The following is a 23127-nucleotide window of genomic DNA, read 5'->3' as shown; positions in this document are numbered from 1 at the left end:
GCAATAGGCCGTTATATTCAAATGATCATAGCGCTGACAATCGGCGAACGGTTCGCGCAGCCGCGCGTTGATGCCAAGCAAAGCGCTTGGCTGGCGCCGATGATCGTTATACCTTTTTGGGAATAACGATAAATGCGAAGGTAGGCTGCATGCTCGTCCGCCAACTCTCCTATTTCGTCACGCTCGCCCGCGAGCGCCATTTCGCCCGGGCCGCAGAAGCCTGCAACATCGCGCAGCCGACGCTCTCTGCGGCAATCCGCCGGCTCGAGGAAGATCTAGGGGCAAGGCTGGTCGTCAGGAGCCATAAATTCGTCGGCCTGACGCCGGAGGGCGAGAAGCTGCTCTCCTGGGGCCGCCTGATCCTGGCCGACTATACCAGCCTGCGCGAGGACCTGACCGGGCTGCGGCGCGGCCTCACCGGCACGCTGCGGCTCGGTGTCATCCCCGCCGCGATGCCCTCCGTCGCCGTCCTGACCGCGCGCTTCAGCGCCGCCCATCCGGCCGCGAAGGTCGAGATCCTGTCGATGACGTCGCGCGCCATCGAGCGCGGGCTCGAGGCGTTCGAGATCGATGGCGGGATGACCTATCTCGACAACGAGCCGATCGAGCACGTGCGGCGGCTGCCGCTCTACCGCGAGCATTTCGTCTTCGTCGTCCACCGCACCCACCCTTACGCCGGGCGCGGGTCGATCACCTGGAAGGAGGCCGCGGCCGAGCGGCTCTGCCTGCTCAGCGAGGACATGCAGAACCGCCGGATCATCAATCAATTGGCCTCGTCGATCGGCATCGCGATCAAGCCGACCGTCGTCAGCAATTCCTTCCTGGCCGTGTGCTCGCATCTGCGCCAGGGCGGCTGGGCGAGCATCGTCCCGCACACTTTCCTCTACATCTTCGGCGGCAACGCCGATCTCGTCGCGCTCGAACTGGCCGAGCCGGCCCATAGCCAGACGATCGGCCTCGTGCTGTCGGATCGCGACCCCGCCTCGCCGATGGCCGAAGCGCTGATCCACAGCATCGCCGATACCGATTTCGATCGCGAGCTCAGCGCCGCGATCGACGCCTCGTCATCGACGGAAGCTATCAGGCCTTCCAAAACTTTCATTGGATTTGAGCCGGCAACGGCGCGAGTCTCGCAGCTGTTCGATGCGGGCCACAAATGAACAGAAGCCCGCGAATAGTCGAACAGGGAAACGCCGAGCAGCAATCTTTCGATCGGGGCCGCAGCTTAACTCAAGCCTGACCTCGATTCTCGTTCGACAGCAACGGCCATCACCTGGTGGCCGAGCGTTTTCCCTTGTCTCATGCTCAAGGGAGCCCGAAATGGCAAAGGTCGTCTGTGTTCTTTACGATGATCCGGTCGATGGTTATCCGAAATCCTATGCGCGCGACGACCTGCCGACGATTGCGGGCTATCCTGGCGGCCAGACGCTGCCCACGCCCAAGGCGGTCGACTTCCAGCCCGGCACCCTGCTCGGCAGCGTCTCGGGCGAGCTCGGCCTGCGCAAATATCTGGAATCGCTCGGCCACACGCTCGTCGTCACCTCCGACAAGGACGGGCCGGATTCGGTGCTGGAGCGCGAGCTGCACGATGCCGAAATCGTCATCTCGCAGCCGTTCTGGCCGGCCTACCTCACGGCCGAGCGCATCGCCAAGGCGCCGAAGCTGAAGCTGGCGCTCACCGCCGGCATCGGCTCCGACCATGTCGACCTGCAGGCGGCGATCGAGCGCGGCGTCACCGTCGCCGAAGTGACCTATTGCAACTCGATCAGCGTCTCCGAGCACGTGGTGATGATGATCCTCGGGCTCGTGCGCAACTACATCCCCTCCTATCAATGGGTGGTGAAGGGCGGCTGGAACATCGCCGATTGCGTGACGCGCTCCTACGACGTCGAGGGCATGCATGTCGGCACCGTCGCGGCCGGACGCATCGGCCTTGCCGTGCTGCGCCGCCTGAAGCCCTTCGACATGCACCTGCACTACACCGACCGCCACCGGCTGCCGGCCGAGGTCGAGCAGGAGCTCGGCCTGACCTGGCACGCGACGCGCGAGGAGATGTACAAGGTCTGCGACGTGGTCACGCTCAACTGCCCGCTCCATCCGGAGACCGAGCACATGATCAACGAGGACACGCTCAAGCTGTTCAAGCGCGGCGCCTATCTCGTCAACACCGCGCGCGGCAAGCTTTGCGATCGCGACGCCATCGCCCGCGCCCTGGAGAATGGCCAGCTCGCCGGCTATGCCGGCGACGTCTGGTTCCCGCAGCCGGCGCCGAAGGACCATCCCTGGCGGACCATGCCGCATCACGGCATGACCCCGCATATCTCCGGCACCTCGCTCTCGGCGCAGGCGCGCTATGCGGCCGGCACGCGCGAAATCCTCGAATGCTATTTCGAGGGGCGGCCGATCCGCGACGAGTACCTGATCGTCCAGGGCGGCGCGCTCGCCGGCACCGGCGCCCATTCCTACTCGAAGGGCAACGCCACCGGCGGCTCGGAGGAAGCGGCGAAGTTCAAGAAGGCAGGCTGACACGCCAACTCAAAGGCGGCGCCGTTCACACGGCGCCGCCCGATCTCCGAATCAATTGCCTCGTTTACCCAGAGGCTTGTTTGGATGCCTTCAAGCCGCGGCGTAGCCGACCGTGCCCTTGATCTCGAGGAACTCGTCGAGCCCGAAATCGGCGTATTCGCGGCCGTTGCCCGACTGCTTGTAGCCGCCGAAGGGCGCGCCCGCGTCCCAGGCCGGATAGTTGATGTAGACATTGCCGCTGCGCATCTTGGCCGCGACCTTGCGGGCGCGGTCGAGCGAGCCCGACTGGACATAAGAGGCGAGCCCGTAGGGCGTATCGTTCGCCCGCTCGATCACCTCCTCGTCGCTGCCATAGGGCAGGATCGAGAGCACCGGCCCGAAGATCTCCTCGCGCGCCACGCTCATCTCGTCGGTGACGTTGGCGAAGACGGTCGGGCGGACGTAGTAGCCGCGGTTGAGCCCTTCCGGCCGGCCCGGACCGCCGGTGACGAGGTCGGCGCCCTCGCTGATGCCGGCCTCGATCAGGCGCTGGATCTTGTTGTACTGTACCTCACTGACGACCGGGCCGAGCCAGGTCCCGTCCGCGGCGGGCGAGCCGACCTTGAGCGGCTCGGCCACGGCCTTGGCGATGGCGACCGCCTGGTCGTGCAGGTCGGCCGGTACGAACATCCGCGTCGGCGCATTGCAGGACTGTCCGGAATTGCGCATGCAGCTCTCGACGCCGAGCTTCACGGCGCGGTTCAGGTCGGCATCGTCGAGGATGATGTTGGCCGACTTGCCGCCAAGCTCCTGATGCACGCGCTTGACCGTGTCGGCCGCCGCCTTGGCGACGAGGATGCCGGCCCGCGTCGAGCCGGTGAAGGAGACCATGTCGACGCCCGGATGCCGCGCGAGCGCCTCGCCGACGGTCGGGCCGTCGCCGTTGATGAGGTTGAACACGCCCTTGGGCACGCCGGCCTCGTGCATGGCCTCAGCGAAGATGATGGCGTTGAGCGGGGCGATCTCGCTCGGCTTCAGAACCATGGTGCAGCCGGCAGCGAGCGCGGGCGCCACCTTGCACATGATCTGGTTGATCGGCCAGTTCCACGGCGTGATCATGCCGACGACGCCGATCGGCTCCTTGGCGATCAGCGTGGTGCCGCGCAGCTCCTCGAAGGCATAGTGCTCCAGCGTCTCGATCATCCTGCCGAGATGCGCGGTGCCCATGCCGGCCTGCTGGCGATGGGCCAGGTCCTTCGGCGCGCCCATCTCGCGTGACAGCGCCTTGGCGATGTCGTCATAGCGGGCCTTGTAGGCATCGAGCAGGCGGCGCATCAGCGCCAGGCGCTGTTCGCGCGAGGTTGCGGCGAAGGCGGGGAATGCGGCGCGGGCAGCGGCCACGGCCTTGTCGACATCGGCCTGCGCGCCGAGCGCGATCGTGGCGAAGGCCTCTTCCGTCGAAGGGTCGATCACCTCCAGCGTCGCGCTGCTGCTGGGCCGGACCCATTCGCCGTCGATGTAGAATTGCAGTTCATGCGCCATGGTCGTGTCTCCGAGAGCAGGAAAGGCGGATCGCCGCCGGATGCAGCGGCGATCGCAGGAGGATAGCGGACATTAGTTCACCCGGACGGGCTCGTCGCGCTGTCGAGGCTGCGTCGCGAGCGCCTCGCTCAAGGCCTCGCTCGCCGAGCGCGCCATCGGGCTCGATCTCGCACAGCGTCAGCGACTGGCCCTCGATATCCACGATTGACTCTCGCGCGCTGTTTCCGTTCGGATATAACGATAGGCGTGGCTTGCGCGATTGTCACGATCCACGCCATTGCGATTGCAACATGGGTGCGGCACGGCTGGCGATGGTGGTGGGATTGAAGACGAGACATGCCGACGGCAGCGCCGGCGACGCCAATTATGGCCTGATCGGAACGGGATATACGCGCTATCGCCAACCCGACCCGCACATCGCCTCCCTCATCGCGAAAGGCCTCGGCGATGCCCGCACCGTCCTCAACGTCGGCGCCGGGGCCGGCTCCTACGAACCGCTCGACCGGCAGGTGACCGCCGTCGAACCATCGGAATCGATGCGGGCGCAGCGGCCCGCCCATCTGCCGGTCGCACTCGACGCCGTCGCCGAGCGCCTGCCCTTCGCGGATGGCAGCTTCGATGCCAGCATGGCGACCTTCACGGTGCATCAATGGTCCGACCTCAACGTCGGCCTCGCCGAGATGCGCCGGGTCACGCGCGGCCCGGTCCTGATCCTGAGCTGCGACCCGCTCGCCCTCGATCGCTTCTGGCTGCATGCCTACGCTCCGGAGGCGATCGCGGTCGAGGCGGGGCGCTATCCGCCGATCGCGGCGATTGCGGCGGCTCTGGGCGGCAGGACGGAAACACTGCAGGTGCCGATCCCGCTCGATTGCACCGATGGCTTCGGAGAGGCCTATTACGGCCGGCCCGAACGCCTGCTCGACCCCGGCGCCCGGCAGGCGAACTCAGCCTGGAGCTTCGTCGATCCGGCAGTCGGCGAGCGCTTCGTTGCAGAGCTCACGCGTGATCTCGATTCGGGCATCTGCGCCAGCAGCCGTTCTTCGACGGCTCGTTGAGACTGATCGTCAGCCAGGCATGAGCCCTGTCGCATCATTGCCCAGCGAACCTGCGGAAGAACGAGGCGGCCACTCCACCGACGTCGCGATCATCGGCGGCGGGGCGAGCGGCGTGCTGCTCGCGCTCCAGCTCATGCATCAGGGCGATGCGCGGTTGCGCGTGACGCTGGTGGATCGGGGGCCGCATCCCGGCTACGGCATCGCCTATTCCACGACCTGCGCAAGCCATCTCCTCAATACGAGAGCGGGCGACATGAGCGCATGGCCGGCAGAGCCGGACCATTTCAGCCGCTGGCTGCAAGCCTTCGGCGCCGACGCGGGCCAGGATTTCGCTTGCCGGCAGACCTATGGCCGCTATCTCAACGCCATGCTGACGGGTGCCGTCGACAGAAGCGACGCGCGCTTGCGGGTGGTGATCGGCGACGTCGCGTCGGTTACGCCGCGCGAGGCTAAGGTGGTCGTCGAGATCGCGGGCCGCGATCCTGTCGTCGCTCACATGGCCGTGCTGGCCACGGGTCATTATGCACCGGCCGATGATGAGGGGGCCTATCGCGGCAATCCCTGGCGGGCGGACGTGCTCGACGGGCTTGCGCCAGAAGCGCCGGTCCTCCTCGTCGGCACCGGCCTGACGATGATCGATATCGTCTCGACCCTCCTCGAGCGTGATCATGCCGGGCCGATCACGGCCCTGTCCCGCCGTGGATTGCTGCCGCGAATGCATTCGGCAAAGCCGCATCCAATCCGGGGCGAGGCCCCCGATGAATTGTTCGCCGGCGCATTGTCCGCGCGGCTTGCCCTGTTCAGGGGGCTCGTGCGCGCTGGGCGGCCTTGGGCGGATCTCATGCAGGCGCTTCGGCCACGCAACGCCGCACTCTGGCAGAGCTTGAACGACGAGCAGCAGCGACGCTTCCTGCGCCATTTGCGGCCCTGGTGGGATGTGCATCGCCACCGCGTCGCACCGCAAATCGGGGCCGTCATCGACGATGCCATCGCCGGCGGTCAGTTGCGGATCATGGAGGGGCGCCTTGCTGCAATGGAGGTCGAAGCGACGCGCGTCACCGCCACGATCCGCCGCCGCGGTTCGGACGCCCCGGAGCACCACGATTTCGGCCGCGTCATCGATTGCCGCGGCTCTCGCACTGATATCAGCGCGGATTCGCCGCTTCTCGCGCAGTTGGAGCGTGGCGGGCACGTGCGTAGCGACGCCTTGCAGCTCGGCTTGGCCGTCGACGGAGATGACGCCGTCATCTCGGCGGGCGGCATTGCCTCGCCTCGCCTTTTCGCGCTCGGCCCGCCGACGCGCGGCCGGCATTGGGAAATCACGGCCATCCCCGACATTCGCAAACGCGCCGAACTGCTCGCCGCCCGGCTGCTCGCAGGGCTGCCGGCCTGAGCGCGCATCGGGTCGAGATCACATCGCCGTGAAACGCGCTATTCCCGTAACGAAATAGCGCTGTATCTCGAACTCCATGTTGCGACAGTATTCGCAATGGATCGGAGCGGGAGGGCGGCATCATGATGACGCGGCGTTTTCTACTGGCGGGTGCGGCGGTCGGCACAGCAACGGCCGGTCTCGGCTGGCGGATGTCCGACGCTCAGGCGGCCGATACGTTTCCGGTCACCCGCACCGATGCCGAATGGCGCAAGCTGCTGAACGCCGAGCAATATGCGGTGCTCCGCCAAAGCGCGACCGAGCACCCGTTCACCAGCCCGCTCGACAAGGAGAAGCGGCGCGGCACCTTCGCCTGCGCCGGCTGCGAGCTCGACCTGTTCTCCTCGACCGCGAAGTTCGACAGCGGCACCGGCTGGCCGAGCTTCTGGGCGCCGATCGACGACAAGGCTGTCGGCACCGAGCGCGACAGCACGTTCGGCATGGTGCGGGTCTCCGTGCATTGCAGCCGCTGCGGCGGCCATCTCGGCCATGTCTTCGACGACGGGCCGAAGCCGACCGGGCTGCGCTACTGCATGAACGGCGTCGCCATGGCCTTCAAGCCGACCACGGCCTGACGCCGAAGGGCCAAGCTCATGACCGTGCTCCTGCTCGCCTATCTCGGCGGCGTGCTGACGATCGTCAGCCCGTGCATCCTGCCCGTGCTGCCCTTCGTCTTCGCGCGGGCCGGCCAGCCCTTCCTGAGAAGCGGGCTGCCGATGCTCGGGGGCATGGCGCTCGCCTTCGCCGCCGTCGCGACGCTTGCCGCGGTCGGCGGCAGCTGGGCGGTCGAGGCCAATCAATATGGCCGCCTCGCCGCAATGGCGCTGCTGGCGCTGTTCGGCATCGCGCTGCTGTTCCCGTCGATCTCGGATCGGCTGACGCGCCCGCTCGTCGCGCTTGGCGGCAGGCTGTCGCAGGCGGCGGAGCAGGGCGCGGGCGGCTCGGCCTCGATCCTGCCCTCGCTGCTGCTCGGCGTCGCGACCGGCCTGCTCTGGGCGCCTTGCGCCGGCCCGATCCTCGGCCTGATCCTGACCGGCGCGGCGCTGCAAGGCGCCAATGCGCAGACCTCGCTGCTGCTGCTCGCCTATGCCGCCGGCGCCGCGACCTCGCTTGCGCTGGCTCTCCTTGCCGGCGGCAAGGTCTTTGCCGCGATGAAGCGCTCGCTCGGCACTGGGGAATGGCTGCGCCGGGGCGCGGGCGTTGCGGTCCTGGCCGCCGTGGTCGCCATCGCGCTCGGGCTCGACACCGGCGCGCTCGCGCGCCTGTCCACCGCCAGCACGACCGCGCTCGAACAGGGCCTGCTCGACCACTTCAACACCCTCGGCACTGCGCCGCAGCCTGCGCCCGCCATGACCGGCGGCGGCCCCGCCATGATGAGCGCCAATCCTGCGATGATGAGCGCGAACCCCGCCATGATGGCGGCCAAGCCCCCGGCCGGCGGCGCCGAGCTTCCCATCGAAGGCGCCCTGCCCTCGCTCGCCGGGGCGGTCGAATGGCTCAACTCGCCGCCGCTGACGACCGAGGGCCTGAAGGGCAAGGTCGTCCTGATCGATTTCTGGACCTATTCCTGCATCAACTGCCTGCGCGCCATCCCCTATGTCCGGGCCTGGGCCGAGAAGTACAAGGACCAGGGGCTGGTGGTGATCGGCGTGCATTCGCCGGAATTCGCCTTCGAGAAGACGATCGGCAATGTCAGGAAGGCAGTCGCCGACCTGAAGATCGGCTACCCCGTCGCGATCGACAATGACTACGCCATCTGGCGCGCCTTCAAGAACCAGTACTGGCCGGCGCATTACTTCATCGATGCCGAAGGCCGCATCCGCCACCACCATTTCGGCGAGGGTGGCTACGACAAGTCGGAAGAGGTCATCCAGCAGCTTCTCGCCGAAGCGGGCAAGAAAGCTGCCGGCGGCCTGGTCGCGGTGACCGCGTCCGGGGCCGAGATGGCCTCGAACGAAGCCGATGTGCGCTCGCCGGAGACCTATCTCGGCTATGAGCGGGCGGAGAATTTCGTCTCCCCCGGCGGTGCCGCCGAGGACGCGTCCAAGCGCTATGAGACCGGCATGCCACGCCTCAACGAATGGGGGCTGTCGGGCAACTGGACCATCGGCAAGGAGCACGCGAGCCTCGACGCCGCCGATGGCGGCATCACCTATCGCTTCCACGCGCGCGACCTGCATTTGGTGCTCGGCCCCGGTGCGGATGGCAAGCCGATCCGCTTCCGCGTGACCATCGACGGCGCCGCGCCCGGCGAGAGCCACGGCGTCGACGTCGATGCCAATGGCGAGGGCACAGTCACCGAACAGCGCCTCTACCAACTCGTTCGCCAGAGCGGCGCGATTGCCGACCGCAGCTTCGAGATTCGCTTTCTCGATCCTGGCGTCCAGGCCTATGCATTCACCTTCGGCTGAACGCGGAGATTAGCCATGTCCTCATTGACCACACGCCTTTCGCGGTTTGCCCGCCCCGCGCTCGTCGCCACGGCCTTGCTGGCCCTGGCCGGCATCGCGCTCAGGATCTCCCCCTCCGCGGCCGAGGAGGCCCGCGTCATTCCCGCGCCCGCGCTCGACCAGCCGGCCGCGCAAGGCGATGGCCCACAGGTCGCCGTCATCGCCGGCGGCTGCTTCTGGGGCGTCCAGGGTGTGTTCCAGCATGTCGAGGGCGTCAGCAACGCCGTCTCCGGCTATGCCGGCGGCGAGCGCGCCACCGCGGAATACGAGAAGGTCGGCAGCGGCCGCACCGGCCATGCCGAAGCGGTGCAGATCACCTACGACCCGCGCAAGATCAGCTATGCCAGGCTGCTGCAGATCTACTTCTCGGTCGCGCATGATCCGACCGAGCTCAACCGCCAGGGCCCGGATATCGGCCCGCAATACCGCTCGGCGATCTTCCCCGCCGACGCCGAGCAGGCCCGCATCGCCAAGGCCTATATCGCCCAGCTCAACCAGGCCCGCGCCTTCGAGGCGGCGATCGTCACCAAGATCGAGCCCGATCGCATCTTCTACCCGGCCGAGGCCTATCATCAGGACTTCCTGACCCAGAACCCGACGCATCCCTACATCGTCATCAACGACCTGCCCAAGGTCGAGAACCTGAAGCGCATCTTCCCCGAGGTCTACCGCGCCAAGCCGGCGCTGGTGTCGAGGGCCTCGTCGAACTGAGCGGGATCGGGAGCGGCCTCGTCGATGGGGCGGTCGACTTCGACCTGGAGCGCGGCGAGATGCGCCTTCGCGACCTCCGCGGCGGCCGTCTCGACCGCGCGGTAGCGCGAGATCAGGGCGAGCCCGAGCGTGGTCAGCTTCGCGCCGCCGCCCTGCTTGCCGCCGACCTGCCGTTCGACCACCGGCTTGCCGAAGATCGCGTTGAGCTCCTCGACCAGCTCCCAGGCCCGGCGATAGGACATGCCCATCGCGCGGCCCGCCGCCGCGATCGAGCCGAAGGCGGCGATCCTCTCCAGCAGCTCGACCTTGCCGGGGCCGATGCGGCCTTCCGGGTCGAGGTGGATGCGCAAGCTCAGTGAGGGCATGGCCTGATCCGTGACGGCTGCGCTGGCTCTTTGATTCAGCATCGGCTTTTTCCAAAAAACCGCACGCCGCTTTTCGGGCCGATGCTTTAGGCGAGCGTCGGGCTCGCCCTGAGGACAATCTCGGCAATCGCCTCGATCCCGGCCTGATCCTCGGCATCGAAGCGCGAGGTCATCGGGCTGTCGAGATCAATCACGCCGAGCGCCCTGCCCGCGCGGATCAGCGGCACGACGAGTTCCGAGCGGGAATCGGCATCGCAGGCGATATGGCCCGGAAAGGCGTGAACGTCCTCGACCAGCACCGATTGCCCGCGCGCGACCGCCGTTCCGCAGACGCCGCGCCCGACCGGAATGCGCACGCAGGCCGGCTTGCCCTGGAACGGCCCGAGCACGAGCTCCTCGCCGCGCAGCAGGTAGAACCCGGCCCAGTTGAGCCCCGGCAGCATCTGGAAGAGCAGCGCCGAGGTGTTGGCGGCGTTGGCGATCGGATCGCTCTCGCCATCGAGCAAGGCGACCAGCTGCGCCGACAAATCACGATAGAACTCGGCCTTGCCGACACCCTCGACCACACGCGCCTGAAACATTGCCGCTCCCTTGCTGAAACCGCCGGCGAACCTTGGTTCCGTTCTAACATCAACATAGCGGGGCGGCCATCCGGGCCATGGTCTCAGGTGGTGCCGCACGTCAAAACATCCCGGCGCGCGCGGACCCAGGGGATGCCCCCACTCCGGCGAACCGCCTTGGCGGAAGGCCGGGTATCCCAGCTAGAACAAGCCGCCGAGCTCCCGCGACAGAGCGGTCGCGTGGATCATCGCGACATCGCGCAGCGCTTCCAGCTTCGCGAGGTCGAAGCGGCTGGCGGGGCCCGAAATGGCGATGCCACCCGGCACTTCCCCGCCGCTCTCGAACACGGGCAGCGCGATGCAGCGCATGTCCGGCGCGAATTCGAGATCGTCGAAGGCATAGCCCTCGGCGCGGATGCGCACCAGCGAACGGCGCAACTCGTCGGGATCGGTGACGGTGTTCGGCGCGACCTTGGCCAGGCCGCTCGCGATCACGGCCTCGGTCAGGCGCTTGTCATGATAGGCGAGCAGCACCTTGCCGATCGAGGTGCAATGCAGCGGCGAGCGGTCGCCGATCTGGAAATCGACCGCGACGCGCTGGCTACCCTTGGCGCGGAAGACCAGCACCGCGGCGTCGCGCTCCAGCATCGAATAATGCACCGTCTCGCCAGTCTCGTCCGAGATGCGGCGCAGGCAGGCGAGGATATGGCGCGCGCGCTCGTCCTCGCCGACGAGCTGGCGCGCCAGCGACAGCACCTTGAAGGTCAGCCGGTAGTGCTTTGCATCGGCCTCCTTCTGCACGTAGCCCGACTGAACCAGCGTCATCAGCATGCGGTAGGCGGTGGCGCGGTCGGCGCCGATCGCGCTGGCGACCTCCGCGACGGTCACCGGCCGGCGCTGTTCCCCGACGAAGTCGAGCACGCCGAGCGCCTTCAGCGCCGTGGCGCTGACATTCGTATCGAGGCTGACGCCAAAATCCGTATCGGCCATTCGCCGGCTCACTCCTGTTCAATATTTGAATAGCGCGATACATATCGACCAGCAAGATCAATATTCGTTGACGCTGTCCGATTCTTGAACTACCCCTTTCGGCAACGAGGCGCGAAGCGCTCCTGCCGGGAGGATTGCTGATCATGGACATGCTGATCGACGGCGATTGGACCGGCGCGTCCGATGGCGGCGAGGATGCCATCCTCAACCCGGCCAATGACGACCGCATCGCCTCCGTGCCGCGGGCAACGGAAGCGGATGTCGCTCGCGCCGTCGCCGCCGCCCAGCGCGGCAAGCGGGCGATGGCCACCCTCCCCGCCTGGCGCCGCTACGAGATATTGGAGGCGGTGGCCCGGCGCATCGAGGCCAATCAGCAGGAGTTGGGCCGGCTGCTCTGCCGCGAGAACGGCAAGCGCATCGGCGAGACGACGAGCGAGGTCGGCGTCGCTGCCCGCATCTTCCGCGGCTATGCCGAAGAGGCGAAACGGGTGTTCGGGCGCTCGCTGCCGCTGGATTCGATACCGGGCCGGGAGCGCTCGCTCGCGGTCACGATGCGCCAGCCGCTCGGCGTCGTCGCCGCCATCGTGCCGTTCAACTATCCGGTCGAGCTCTGGAGTCACAAGGTCGCGGGCGGCGTGGCCGCCGGCAACGCCGTGATCACCAAGACGCCGGAGGATTGCCCGCTCGCCGTCATCGCGATCAGCCGATACCTTGAGGAGGCCGGTCTGCCGCGCGGCGCTCATCAGGTCTTGACCGGCGGACGCGATGTCGGCGAGGCACTGGTGCGCGCCGAGGGCGTCGACATGATCGCCATGACCGGCTCGACCGCGGCCGGCAAGCGCATCCTCGAAGTCGCCGCGCAGACGCTGAAGAAGGTGCACCTCGAACTGGGCGGCAACGACGCGACCATCGTCTGCGGCGATGCCGATATCGAGGAAACGGCGGCGGCGCTGGTCGCCGGCCGCTTCACCTCCGGCAACGGCCAGATCTGCTGCGCGGTCAAGCGCGTGCTGGTCGAGCGCCCGCTCTATGCGCCGCTGCTAGAGGCCGTCGCCGCGCTGACGGCGCAGCTCAAGCTCGGCGACCCGATGGACCCTGCGACCGATGTCGGCCCGCTGATCAACCGGCGTGGCGCCGAGCGGGTCGAGGCGCAGGTCCGGCAGGCCGTCACTGATGGCGCCATTATCGTCTCCGGCGGCAAGCGCCACGACAATTTCTTCGAGCCGACGATCCTCACCGGAGTCGTGCCCGGCACGCCCGCGTTTGCCGACGAGACCTTCGGCCCGGTGCTGCCGCTCATCCCCTATGATGATTTCGAGCAGGCGCTGGCGCTCGCCAATGACAGCCCGTTCGGCTTGCAGGCCGCGATCTTCACCCGCGACCTGTCGCGGGTGATGCGGGCCTACCAGGCGCTCGACGTCGGCACGGTCGTGGTCAACCACACCACGGCGATACGCGTCGAGACCTTGCCCTTCGGCGGCAACAAGGCGAGCGGCAATGGCCGCGAGGGCATCCACGACACGCTGCACGAGATGAGCAAGGAGAAGACGCTCCTCCTGCATGAAGTCTTCGGAGCTGCGTGATGCCGCATCTCGCAATCTCCCGCATCGCCAAGAGCTATGACGGCAACCCCGCCATCCGCGACATCTCCTTCGCGGTCGAGCCGGGCCGCGTGCTGGCCCTGTGCGGGGAGAACGGCGCGGGCAAGTCGACGCTGATGAAGATGCTCGCGGGCGCGACGCTGCCCGACAGCGGCGACATCCTGCTCGACGGCCGGCCGGCCCGGATCTCCAGCCCGGCCGACGCGATGGCGCACGGCATCTGCACGGTCTACCAGGAGCTCAGCCTGCTGCCGCATCTCTCGGTGGCCGAGAACATCCTGCTCGGCCGCCTGCCGACGCGCTGGGCGTCCTTCATCGTCGATTGGCGCAAGGCGGAGCGGATCGCCGGCCAGGTGCTCGCCGGTTTCGGCTTTCCCGACATCGACCCCACCGCGCTCGTCTCCTCGCTGAGCGTCGCGCAGCAACAGATCGTCGAGATCGGCAAGGCTCTGGTTACCGAGCCGAGGATCCTTATCCTCGACGAGCCGACGGCCGTGCTCTCCGGGGCTGAGACCGAAAAACTGTTCGCCAAGGTCCGCGCGCTGGCGGCCGGCGGCACGACGATCCTCTACATCTCGCACCGGCTGGAGGAGATCTACGCGATCACCGACGAGATCGTGGTGCTCAAGGATGGCCAGAGCGTGCTCGCCGGCAGCATCGCCGAGCTCGACCAGGACAGGTTGATCCACGCCATGGTCGGCCGGCCGCTCGCCGCCATCTTCCCGGAAAAGACCCGGCAGACCGGGGAGATCGTGCTTGAGGTCGAGAAGCTGAGTCAGGCCGGGGCGTTTGCGGACGTCTCCTTCGCCGTCCGGGCCGGCGAGATCCTCGGCATGTTCGGGCTGGTCGGCTCCGGCCGCACCGAGATCGCCAAGGTCGTCTTCGGAGCGGGCCTCGCTGATGCGGGTGAGGTTCGGCTGAACGGAGCCGCGGCGAACTTCGCCGATCCGCTCCGCGCCGTCCGCGGCGGCGTCGCCATGCTGACCGAGGACCGCAAAGGCGACGGCCTGGCGCTCGATTGCAGCGTCATCGACAATGCCGGCCTCGCCAGCTTTTCGCGCTTCTCGCGCTACGGAATCATTGACGGGGCGGAGCGCCGCCGGCTTGTCGACGACAAGATCCGCGACCTCACTGTGCGTCCGCGCGACCCTGCCCGCGCCGTGCGCCAGCTCTCCGGCGGCAACCAGCAGAAGGTGGTGATCGCCAAATGGCTGCTGGTCGAGGGCATCAAGCTCTTCATCTTCGACGAGCCGACCCGCGGCGTCGACATCGCGACCAAGGTGCAGATCTACCGGATGATCCGGGACCTCGCCGATAGCGGCATGGCGGTGCTGCTGATCTCGTCCGAGATGCCGGAGGTGCTGGGCCTCTCCGACCGCCTGCTGATCGTGCGCAACGGCCGCATCGCGGCCGAGTTGCCGCCGGACGCCTATCGCCCGGAAGACGTCTTCGCGCATGCCGCCGGCCTCCCGGTCGGCCAAGCCTCTGGGGAGCGCCTGCATTGACCGAAGCCGTCTCGACATCGCGGTCCAGGCCCACCTTCGCCTCGCGCTTCAGCCGCGCCGACATCCTGTTCGGGCTGGCCGTCCTGATCCTGGTGGCCTTCGCAGCCTCCGCCTCGGATGCCTTCCTCACCGAGCGCAACTTCGTCAACGTCTCCCGCCAGATCGTCACGAACGGCTTGCTCAGCCTCGGCATGCTGATCGTCATCCGCACGGGCGGCATCGACCTCTCGGTCGGGTCGGTGCTGGCGCTGGCAGGCCTGCTCGCGACCGGCCTGCAAACGAACATGCATTTCTCGCTGGCGATCCCCGTCGCGCTCGCGATGGGACTTTGCCTGGGCGTCGTCAACGGCTGGCTGATCGCCCGCTTCGACCTCCAGCCCTTCATCGTCACGCTCGCGACGATGGGGAGCCTGCGCGGGCTGACCTATGTCTACTCGGATACGCCGCTCTATCCGAAGGACGAGCTCTTCCGCGGGCTGATCGGCGGCGCCTTCATCGGCCCGGTGCCGGTCACCTTCATCGTCTTCGCGCTCGTGGTGCCCATCGTCTGGTTCTACCTGAACCATACGGTCTCCGGCCGCGCCGCCTTCGCGCTCGGGGTCAACAAGGAGGCCGTCCGGCTGGCGGGCGTCGACGTGCGCCGGCACCTCATCCTGGCCTATGGCGCCTGCGGCCTGCTGGCGGCCCTGGCCGGGGTGCTGCTCAGCTCACGGGTCGGCATCGCCCAGCCGAGCGTCGGCGCCGGCTACGAGCTCGACGCGATCGCGGCGGTGGTGATCGGCGGCGGCCTTCTGGGCGGCGGCGGCGGCACGGCCATCGGCGTTCTCGGCGGGGTGCTGGCCCTCGCCGTAGTCGACAACGTGCTCAACCTCTTCAACGTCGATTCCTATTACCAGCAGCTACTCAAGGGGCTGATCATCCTGGCGGCGGTGCTCGCCAGGCGCAAAAGAGCGTGAAAGCAACCGGCAAAAGCCGGGTCATCCAGAGGGAGGAAACCATGAACCTGACGAAACTACTCGCGACCACCGCCATTGCCGGACTGGCGCTGGCGGCCCAGCCCGCAGCCGCCCAGCCCGCAGCCACCAAGAACATCAAGATCGGCATGGTCAACCTGTCGCTCTGCTGCGCCTATTTCGTCGGCATGGACGCCGCCGTGAAGGACGAGGCCTCGCATTTCCCCAACGTGAAGATCCTCTCCACCGACGCCAAGGGCGACGTCGCCAAGCTGACCGCCGATGTCGACGACCTGCTCAACCAGAAGGTCGATGCCCTGATCATCTCCGGCGCCTGGATCGAGGCCGCGCCGGCCGCGCTCGAGGCGATCAACCGGGCGAAGGTGCCGGTGGTGATGGTCGACCGGCAGCTCAAGGGCGGCGAGCGGACGGCCTGGGTCGGGCCCGACAACCGCGCCATCGGCGAGGGCGTCGGCGACTACATCAACAAGCGGCTCAACGGCCAGGGCAAGGTGGCGATCATCCGCGGCGGGCCGGCCGACAACACGATCGGCTCGAACCGCAGCGACGGCGTCAAGGCCAAGCTCGAAGGCACGAAGATCCAGACGGTGGTCGCGCCCGGCTGGGGCAAATGGAGCGCCGATGGCGGCTTCACCCAGATGGAGGACCTGCTCTCCAAGAACGCCGACCTCAACGCCGTGTTCTGCGAGAACGACTCGATGTGCCTGGGCGCGCAGAAGGCGATCGCCGATGCCGGCAAGAGCAAGCAGATCTTCATCGCCTCGGTCGACGGCGAGATGGGCACGCTCAAGGAGATCATGCGCGAGGACAGCAATTACGGCGTGACCGGGCGCAACTCCTCCGACCAGATCGGCCGCGCCGGCTTCAACCGCGCCATGGCGATCATCGCCGGCGGCGTGCCGAAGAAGGACACCGCCCTGCCCTCGCCGATCATCACCAAGGACAATGCCGTCAAGTATTACGACGCGAATAGCAGGTTCTGAGCCGGCTCCGCCGGAGCCGGGACAAGGCCTGCAGACTCAACCGGATCGCGCCACGCGGGCAACCAAAGCTCGTCCTGCGTGGCGCTTCAGCTCAACGTCCGCGCGGCAGCACGATCTCTTCGATCGCCTTGGCCCAGCCATCGTCGTCATTCGTCGCCGTCACCACGTCGGCCTCGGCCTGCACCTCGGGCGTGGCGTTGCCCATGGCGATGGCGAGGCCTGCGACGGCGAACATCGGCAGGTCGTTGGCCATGTCGCCGAGCACTGCGACCTCCTCCATCGGCACGCCCCAATGCCGGGCGAAGCTGCGCGCCGCGTGGCCCTTGTCGGCGGTCGGATGGGTCACGTCGAGATAGTAGCGCTGCGAGCGCCGCGCCGAGGCGAGCGCGCCTAGCGTCTCCGACAGGTCCTGCTCGGCGCGGGCCAGCATGTCGAAATCATTGGACGAGGCCACGATCTTGCCGACGCGCGCGAGATAGGGCTCGAAGCTCGCGACCACGGTCGGCTCGAACTGCACGGTGCGGAACTCGCGCGGCACGTAGGCGCCATCGGGATTGGTCAGCAGCCATTGGTTGTCGGCGAAGACCCAGATGTCGGCGCCGACCTTCTCGAACTCGGCAACCGCGATGCGCGCCGCCGCTTCCGGCACGAGGTTCTGCTCGACCACGTTCATGGCGCGGTCGACGATCAGCCCGCCGTTGAAGCCGCCGAACAGCTCGAGATCGAGCGCCTCGGCGATCATCACCATACCGCGTGGCGGCCGGCTCGACACCACCGCGAGCCCGATCCCGGCCTCGCGCAGCTTATGCGCCGCGGCGAGTGTCGCCGGAGACAGGCCCTTGTCGTGGTTGACCAGCGTGCCGTCTGCATCGGAGACGACGAGCGATATCGGCTTCATGGATTGGCTGCCCCCAGGCCGCAGCCGCCATTGGGACGCAGCGGCAGCATCCGCAATACCATCCGCCGCCGCTTTCGCCAGCCCCTGGCTGTGCCCAGAAGCATTTTCGAGCGAAGTGGATACCGGTTCGCGTGAAGAAAATGCGAAGGATCAGGAAGCTAAAGCGATTGAACGATCCAAGGGGATCGGAAATCGCTTTAGCCGGTCACCCGCATCGACATGCCGCCATCGACCGTCAGGTACTCGCCGGTGATGAACTCGTTCTGGATCATTTGCAGCGCGGCGGAGGCGACGTCCTCGACCGAGCCCTCGCGCCGCAGCGGGATCCGCTTGTCGAGGTTATGCGCCTTGGCCTGTTCGCTCATCGCCGCATGGAAGCGGGTGCGAATGATGCCGGGCGTCAATAGGTTGACGCGGATGTTCTCGTGGCCGTGGTCGAAGGCGAGTGCCTTGGCGAGCGGAATCAGCGCGCCCTTGACGGTCTGGTAGGCGACGGTGCCCGGGCAGCCACGCAGGCCGGCGACGGAGGAGATCAGCAGCACCGCCCCGCCCTCCTTCGCCAGATGAGGATGCGCCGCCCGGAACAGGTGGAAGACCGGGTGGACATGCAGGGCGAAGGCGTCCATCCAGATTTCGGATGTCAGGTCGGCGATCTTGCCCGGCACCGGCCCGCCGGCCGAGTGCACGAGGATGTCGAGCCGGCCGAAGCGCTTCGCCGCTGCCGCGACCAGCGCCGTCGCCGCCGCGGGCTGCGAGATGTCGCTGAGTTCGACCGCGACCCGCTCCGGCCCGAAGCGCGCCGTCAGCGCTTCCGCCTCCGGCGTCGCGTTGCGGCCGTTGAGCACCACGATGCCGCCGGCGGCGAGAAGCTGCTCGGCGATGGCGAGGCCGATCCCGCGCGTGCCGCCGGTGATCACCGCGACTTTTCCTGCCACGTCGTACATGCCGTCTTCCTCGCCTTCGGGGTTCGTTTATGGGATCGCCCAAGCCGGGGCTCGCGAGGAGCAGGCTTCAGAGAGCGGCCGCAAGCATCGCGATCACCGGGGCGCGGGGCGCACTCGATCATTATCGCTATTTGTCATACAATATGTTTCACATTGTCAAGCCGAGGCGTCGCGTGCGACACCCTTCGCAGGGCTATCCCGCCTGGCCGTTTCCAAGACTGAGAACGAGGATTCCAGCCCGCAATGGATGCCACACCCCGCCCGCTCGCCCCCGCCAGCCTCAAGCTTCACATCCGCGTCGCGGACCAGCTCGGCGTGGCGATCGTGAGGGGCGACTACAAGGCCGGCGAAACCCTGCCGCCCGAGTCGCAGCTCTGCGAGATGCTCGGCATCAGCCGCACCGCGATGCGCGAGGCCTTGCGCTCGCTCATCGCCAAGGGCCTGCTGGTCTCGAGCCCCAAGCGCGGCACGCGGGTGCGCGATCCCCGGCACTGGAGCCATCTCGACCCCGACATCCTGCGCTGGCGCGTCGAGGTCACCGACACCGACACCTATCTCAAGAAGATGTTCGAGCTGCGCCGGGCAACGGAGCCGGCTGCTGCGGCGCTGGCGGCGGTCGCGGCCACGGATGAGGACCGCCTTCAGCTCCAGTCCGACTTCCAGGCGATGGTCGATGCCGGCGCCGACAATGCCCGCTGGGTCGAGGCCGATCTCGCCTTCCACCGCTCGATCTATTTCGCCACCCATAACGAGTTCTTCTGGCCGATCGGCCAGCTCTTCAGCTTCGGCCTGCGGCAGATGTTCGAGATCGCGGCGCGGGGCGACCACCGGCCGCGCGCCATCATCGAGCATGGCGACGTGCTGCGCGCGATCATCGAGCGCAAGCCGAGCATGGCCCATGCGGCGGCCGTCACCCTGATCGGCAACGCGACCTCGGACGTCGTGCTGATCCGGGGCCACGACCTGGAGCCGTGACTAGGTCACTCCTGCGATTCCACCCCGGCAGTGGACGCACGAGGCGTTGACAATCTGAAATTCCCAAATCAGTAATATCGTATGAGAAATAGGGCCATCACCGCCCGCGCCGCTCTCCTCTGGAGATGAGAGCGGCGCACCCGCGGCGTACGGCCACGCTATCGACGGACGGCAAACGTCCGCGCAATCCAAGGAGGAAACCATGTCCGAGACCACGGAAATCACGTCGCGCGGCCTGACGCGCCGCCACCTGCTCGCAACCACCGGCGCAGCGTTTGGCGCCGCCTCGCTCAGCCTGCCCAAGGCGGCGATGGCGCAAGCGGCTGGCACGATCGAATATGGCGAGGCCGGCGCCTTCTCGACCTTCAATCCCTGGGCGCAGGTCTTCACCCAGTTCTCGACCGCCAACCAGATGTTCTCGCGCCTGGTCTACAAGGACGCGAAGGGCGAGCTCGTCGCCGACCTCGCCGAATCCTGGACGATCGCGCCGGACAGCACCTCGATCACGTTCAAGCTCCGCCCGAACGTCACCTGGCATGACGGCAAGCCGCTGACCGCGCAGCATTTCGCGGATATGTTCGGCTATCTCTCGAACCCCGCGCTCGCCGGCGACCAGGGCGTGCAGAAGATCAAGGCGGTCTTCGCCCCGGTCAAGTCGATCACCGCGCCGGACGCCGCGACCGTGCTCGTCACCTTCTCGAACCCGGTGCCCTACGGCATCGACCTGCTGAACTACTTCTACGCCGTCCGCCTGGAGAACCCGGACGACACGATCTTCATGCGCAGCCTGCCGATCGGCACCGGCCCGTTCCGGATGACCGAGCACGTGCAGGGCCGCTACGCCACCTTCGTCGCCAACCCGAAATACCATCTGCCTGCTACGCCGAAGGTCGGCACCTTCCGCTTCAACCTCTATGCGCAAGGCTCCAGCGTCCTCAACAACGTCATCTCCGGCCAGGTCAACGGCGTGCTCAGCAGCAACGACGCCGACCTCGAATCCCTGCGCTCGGACAAGAACCTCCGCATCGACCAGGTGCCGAACAGCATTTGGCTGCTGATGGTCAACGTCTCGAAGCCGCCGTTCGACAAGCTCGCCGTGCGGCAGGCGCTGTCCTATTCGATGAACCGCAAGGCTTTCGCCGAGGCCGCGCATTTCGGCTTCGAGAAGCCGGTCGCGAGCCCGTTCTACGATCCGGTCGCCACCGGCTATGTCGCCGAGCTGGTCGACGCTCAGGCCTTCGACCTCGCCAAGGCCAAGAAGCTGCTGGAGGAGGCCGGCGTCGACAAGCTGTCGATCACCTACCCCACCCCGGCGGCCAACCCGAACCTCGCGACCTATGCCGAGATCTGGCAGGCCGACCTCGCCAAGATCGGCGTCACCTTGCGCATCCAGCGCGTCGATGACGGCCGCTGGCGCGACCTCGGCGCCGGCAAGGACAAGACCTGCGACGTCGTTCCCTGGGTCGTCGGCCGCTGCCTGATGGACAGCGCCATCTTCTTCGGCGCCAACAGCCTCTATCGCGGCGCCAACCAGCGCTTCGGCTACGTCAACCCGACCATCGAGACGCTGCTGAAGGAAGGCGCGGTCGAGATCGACCCGGCCAAGCGCAGGAAGATCTACCAAGAGCTCAACCGCATCACGGTCGAGGACTGCGCCAACATCTCGATCATGACCTCCTCGCACAAATTCGTCTGGTCGCAGAAGGTCACCGGTCCCGCGACCGACCTCGTCGCCAACCTCGCCATGGGCAACGCGGCGATAAAAGCCTAGCCGGCTCGCTATCTCATGCTGAACTATTGCCTCTCGCGGCTCGGCCAGTTGATCCTGATGCTCTTCCTGGCATCCTTGGTCATCTTCGCCGTGATCCAGAACGCGCCCGGCGACCCGGCCCTGATCAGGCTGGGCACCGAGGCGACGCCCGAGCAGATCGAGATCGAGCGCGTCCGGCTGGGCCTCAACCGGACCCTGCCGGAGCGCTATGCGATCTGGCTGGGCGACGCCGTGCGCTTCGATTTCGGCAAGTCGTTCTCGACCGGCCAGCCCGTCTCGGAGACGATCGCCGACGCCTTCGCGCAGACGCTCAAGCTCGCGAGCCTGGCGGCGCTGATCGGCCTCGTCTTCGGGACGGCGCTGGGCATCACCGCCGCGCTCAACCGCGGCAACCTCGTCGACAATGCGATCTCCGCCCTGACGGCGCTGGCCTTCTCGCTGCCGAGCTTCGCGCTCGGCACGCTTCTGGTCGTCGTCTTCGCGGTGACGCTGCGCTGGCTGCCGCCCTCGGGCCTCGGCAATTCCAGCAACACCGCGCTGGACACGCTGCGCTTCCTGATCATGCCGGCGGTGACGCTGGCGACGCCCTTCGTCGTCGTGCTGGCGCGCTATGTCCGGACCTCGCTGATCGAGGCGATGCAGCAGGACTATGTCGTAACCGCCAAGGCCAAGGGCCTGTCCAAGGCGACGATCGTGATCACCCACGCCTTGCGCAACGCGCTGATCCCGACCGTGACCATTGCCGGGCTGCAGATCGGCAACCTGCTGGCGGGCGCGACCGTGACCGAGACGGTGTTCTCCTATCCCGGACTCGGCCGGCTGATCATCGAGGCGGTGACCAGCCTGGACTATCCGCTGGTGCAGGGCGCCCTGCTCTTCACCGCGACGGTCTTCCTGCTCTGCACCTTCCTGGTCGACCTCGCCTACGGCCTGATCGACCCGCGCATCCGCACGGCAGGTGGCTGATGACGCAAGCCGAGCTTCAGGATCAGGCCGCGTCAAAGCAGCAGCGCCGCAGCCGGGCCAAGCTGCCCGACCTGCGCCTGCTCATCGGCGCCATCGGTGTCGGTATCATCGTCCTGCTCGCGCTCGTTGCGCCGTGGATCGCGCCCTACGATCCCAACGCCCAGCACCTCGCGGCGCGGCTGCGGCCGCCGTCGGCGCAATATCTCCTCGGCACCGACCATCTCGGCCGCGACCTGCTGAGCCGCCTGCTGCACGGGTTGCGGCCATCGCTCGTCTCCGGCCTTGCCGCGGTGATGTTCGCCGGGGTGCTCGGCACGGCCATCGGCGTCGTCGCCGGCTATTTCCGCGGCGTTCCAGACGCCATCATCGGCCGCGTGCTCGATCTCCTGATCGCCTGGCCGGCGATCTTCATCGCGCTGGCGCTGGTGCTGCTGCTCGGCCCGGGCCCGACCGGAATCGTCATCGCCATCGGGCTCAGCGAATTGCCGGTCTTCGCGCGGGTGGCGCGGGCGATCACGCTCGCCAATACCAGCCTGCTCCATGTCGAGGCTGCGATCTCGATCGGCGCCTCGACGCCGCGGATCATGATCCGCCACATCCTGCCCTTCGCCATCCCGCCGCTGATCGTGCAATTCGCCATCGCCGCGCCGCAGGCCGTCGTCGCCGAGGCCTCTCTGAGCTTCCTCGGCCTGGGCACGCAGCCGCCCGACCCGTCGCTCGGCGCCATGGTCAGCAACGCGTTGCTCTACCTCTCGCGCTCGCTCTACGGCGCGCTCTTCCCCATCGCCGCGATCGCGCTGCTGATCCTGTGCCTGACGCTGTTCGCCGACGGGCTGCAGGAGACGCTCGATCCGAAGCGGCGGATGCGCCGCGCGTGACCGGCAGCACCGAATTCCCAGA

Annotated in this window: 21 protein-coding genes; 15 read left to right on the top strand and 6 right to left on the bottom strand. The window is 67.4% G+C overall.

Annotation, left to right across the window (positions count from 1 at the left end; translation table 11 throughout):
• Positions 1–149: 149 nt before the first annotated feature.
• Positions 150–1160, top strand: a complete 1011-nt coding sequence (locus DWF00_RS13405) for a LysR family transcriptional regulator (RefSeq protein WP_114831374.1) — start codon at positions 150–152, stop codon at positions 1158–1160.
• 160 nt (positions 1161–1320) lie between these two features.
• Positions 1321–2526, top strand: a complete 1206-nt coding sequence (locus DWF00_RS13400) for an NAD-dependent formate dehydrogenase (protein ID WP_114831373.1) — start codon at positions 1321–1323, stop codon at positions 2524–2526.
• Between the two features lie 90 nt (positions 2527–2616).
• On the opposite strand, the gene DWF00_RS13395 is transcribed toward DWF00_RS13400, so the two are convergent.
• A complete protein-coding gene (locus DWF00_RS13395; RefSeq protein ID WP_114831372.1) occupies positions 2617–4047 on the bottom strand; it encodes an aldehyde dehydrogenase family protein in 1431 nt (476 codons plus the stop codon).
• Positions 4048–4337: 290 nt separating this feature from the next.
• Between DWF00_RS13395 and DWF00_RS13390 the strand changes: the two genes are divergently transcribed.
• The 5 genes from DWF00_RS13390 (at position 4338) to msrA (ending at position 9695) form a co-directional block, all read left to right on the top strand.
• Positions 4338–5102: a class I SAM-dependent methyltransferase gene (locus tag DWF00_RS13390; RefSeq protein ID WP_245973879.1), complete on the top strand. Its 765-nt coding sequence runs from the start codon at positions 4338–4340 to the stop codon at positions 5100–5102.
• A gap of 19 nt (positions 5103–5121) precedes the next feature.
• The gene (locus tag DWF00_RS13385; protein ID WP_114831371.1) at positions 5122–6495 is read left to right on the top strand and encodes an FAD/NAD(P)-binding protein; all 1374 of its coding nucleotides are present in this window, start codon (positions 5122–5124) and stop codon (positions 6493–6495) included.
• 122 nt (positions 6496–6617) lie between these two features.
• Complete coding sequence (msrB, locus tag DWF00_RS13380; RefSeq protein ID WP_114831370.1) at positions 6618–7109, top strand: peptide-methionine (R)-S-oxide reductase MsrB; 492 nt, start codon at positions 6618–6620, stop codon at positions 7107–7109.
• A gap of 18 nt (positions 7110–7127) precedes the next feature.
• Positions 7128–8945, top strand: a complete 1818-nt coding sequence (locus DWF00_RS13375; protein ID WP_114831369.1) for a cytochrome c biogenesis protein DipZ — start codon at positions 7128–7130, stop codon at positions 8943–8945.
• Between the two features lie 15 nt (positions 8946–8960).
• The gene (gene msrA, locus DWF00_RS13370; protein WP_114831368.1) at positions 8961–9695 is read left to right on the top strand and encodes a peptide-methionine (S)-S-oxide reductase MsrA; all 735 of its coding nucleotides are present in this window, start codon (positions 8961–8963) and stop codon (positions 9693–9695) included.
• On the opposite strand, the gene DWF00_RS13365 is transcribed toward msrA, so the two are convergent.
• The 3 genes from DWF00_RS13365 to DWF00_RS13355 all read right to left on the bottom strand — a co-directional run bounded on the left by DWF00_RS13365 (position 9650) and on the right by DWF00_RS13355 (position 11610).
• Positions 9650–10060: a winged helix-turn-helix domain-containing protein gene (locus DWF00_RS13365; protein ID WP_114831422.1), complete on the bottom strand. Its 411-nt coding sequence runs from the start codon at positions 10058–10060 to the stop codon at positions 9650–9652. The two genes, msrA and DWF00_RS13365, sit on opposite strands and share 46 nt — an antisense overlap.
• 86 nt (positions 10061–10146) lie before the next feature.
• The gene (locus DWF00_RS13360) at positions 10147–10641 is read right to left on the bottom strand and encodes a GAF domain-containing protein (RefSeq protein ID WP_114831367.1); all 495 of its coding nucleotides are present in this window, start codon (positions 10639–10641) and stop codon (positions 10147–10149) included.
• A 180-nt stretch (positions 10642–10821) separates the two neighbouring features.
• Entirely contained in the window at positions 10822–11610 is a 789-nt protein-coding gene (locus DWF00_RS13355) for an IclR family transcriptional regulator (protein WP_114831366.1), read from the bottom strand.
• A 143-nt stretch (positions 11611–11753) separates the two neighbouring features.
• On the opposite strand from DWF00_RS13355, the gene DWF00_RS13350 reads away from it, so the two are divergent.
• Genes DWF00_RS13350 through DWF00_RS13335 form a run of 4 tightly spaced genes read left to right on the top strand, consistent with a single transcriptional unit; the run spans position 11754 to position 16673 of the window.
• Positions 11754–13193: an aldehyde dehydrogenase family protein gene (locus tag DWF00_RS13350; protein WP_114831365.1), complete on the top strand. Its 1440-nt coding sequence runs from the start codon at positions 11754–11756 to the stop codon at positions 13191–13193.
• Positions 13193–14716, top strand: coding sequence for a sugar ABC transporter ATP-binding protein (locus tag DWF00_RS13345; RefSeq protein WP_114831364.1), 1524 nt, complete (start codon positions 13193–13195; stop codon positions 14714–14716). Before DWF00_RS13350 ends, DWF00_RS13345 begins: the two co-directional genes overlap by 1 nt.
• The gene (locus DWF00_RS13340) at positions 14713–15672 is read left to right on the top strand and encodes an ABC transporter permease (RefSeq protein WP_210207921.1); all 960 of its coding nucleotides are present in this window, start codon (positions 14713–14715) and stop codon (positions 15670–15672) included. The genes DWF00_RS13345 and DWF00_RS13340 overlap by 4 nt, the downstream gene beginning before the upstream one ends.
• Positions 15673–15713: 41 nt before the next feature.
• Complete coding sequence (locus DWF00_RS13335) at positions 15714–16673, top strand: substrate-binding domain-containing protein (protein WP_114831363.1); 960 nt, start codon at positions 15714–15716, stop codon at positions 16671–16673.
• Between the two features lie 91 nt (positions 16674–16764).
• Here the strand turns inward: DWF00_RS13335 and DWF00_RS13330 are convergent, their stop codons facing one another.
• Both DWF00_RS13330 and DWF00_RS13325 read right to left on the bottom strand, forming a co-directional pair.
• Entirely contained in the window at positions 16765–17571 is an 807-nt protein-coding gene (locus tag DWF00_RS13330; protein ID WP_114831362.1) for a Cof-type HAD-IIB family hydrolase, read from the bottom strand.
• Positions 17572–17768: 197 nt separating this feature from the next.
• On the bottom strand, positions 17769–18515 hold the full coding sequence (locus tag DWF00_RS13325) for an SDR family NAD(P)-dependent oxidoreductase (RefSeq protein ID WP_114831361.1): 747 nt from the start codon (positions 18513–18515) through the stop codon (positions 17769–17771).
• 243 nt (positions 18516–18758) lie between these two features.
• Between DWF00_RS13325 and DWF00_RS13320 the strand changes: the two genes are divergently transcribed.
• The 4 genes from DWF00_RS13320 (at position 18759) to DWF00_RS13305 (ending at position 23105) form a co-directional block, all read left to right on the top strand.
• Positions 18759–19490, top strand: a complete 732-nt coding sequence (locus DWF00_RS13320) for a FadR/GntR family transcriptional regulator (protein WP_114831360.1) — start codon at positions 18759–18761, stop codon at positions 19488–19490.
• 202 nt (positions 19491–19692) lie between these two features.
• The gene (locus DWF00_RS13315; protein ID WP_114831359.1) at positions 19693–21261 is read left to right on the top strand and encodes an ABC transporter substrate-binding protein; all 1569 of its coding nucleotides are present in this window, start codon (positions 19693–19695) and stop codon (positions 21259–21261) included.
• Positions 21262–21276: 15 nt separating this feature from the next.
• Complete coding sequence (locus tag DWF00_RS13310) at positions 21277–22227, top strand: ABC transporter permease (protein ID WP_114831358.1); 951 nt, start codon at positions 21277–21279, stop codon at positions 22225–22227.
• Positions 22227–23105, top strand: coding sequence for an ABC transporter permease (locus DWF00_RS13305; protein WP_114831357.1), 879 nt, complete (start codon positions 22227–22229; stop codon positions 23103–23105). Before DWF00_RS13310 ends, DWF00_RS13305 begins: the two co-directional genes overlap by 1 nt.
• The last annotated feature ends 22 nt before the right edge of the window (positions 23106–23127 follow it).

The sequence above is a fragment of the Allobosea caraganae genome, assembly GCF_003351345.1.
GTDB lineage: Bacteria > Pseudomonadota > Alphaproteobacteria > Rhizobiales > Beijerinckiaceae > Allobosea > Allobosea caraganae.
Note: the sequence above shows the minus strand (reverse complement) of the source record. Positions and strands in the feature narration are given on the sequence as shown.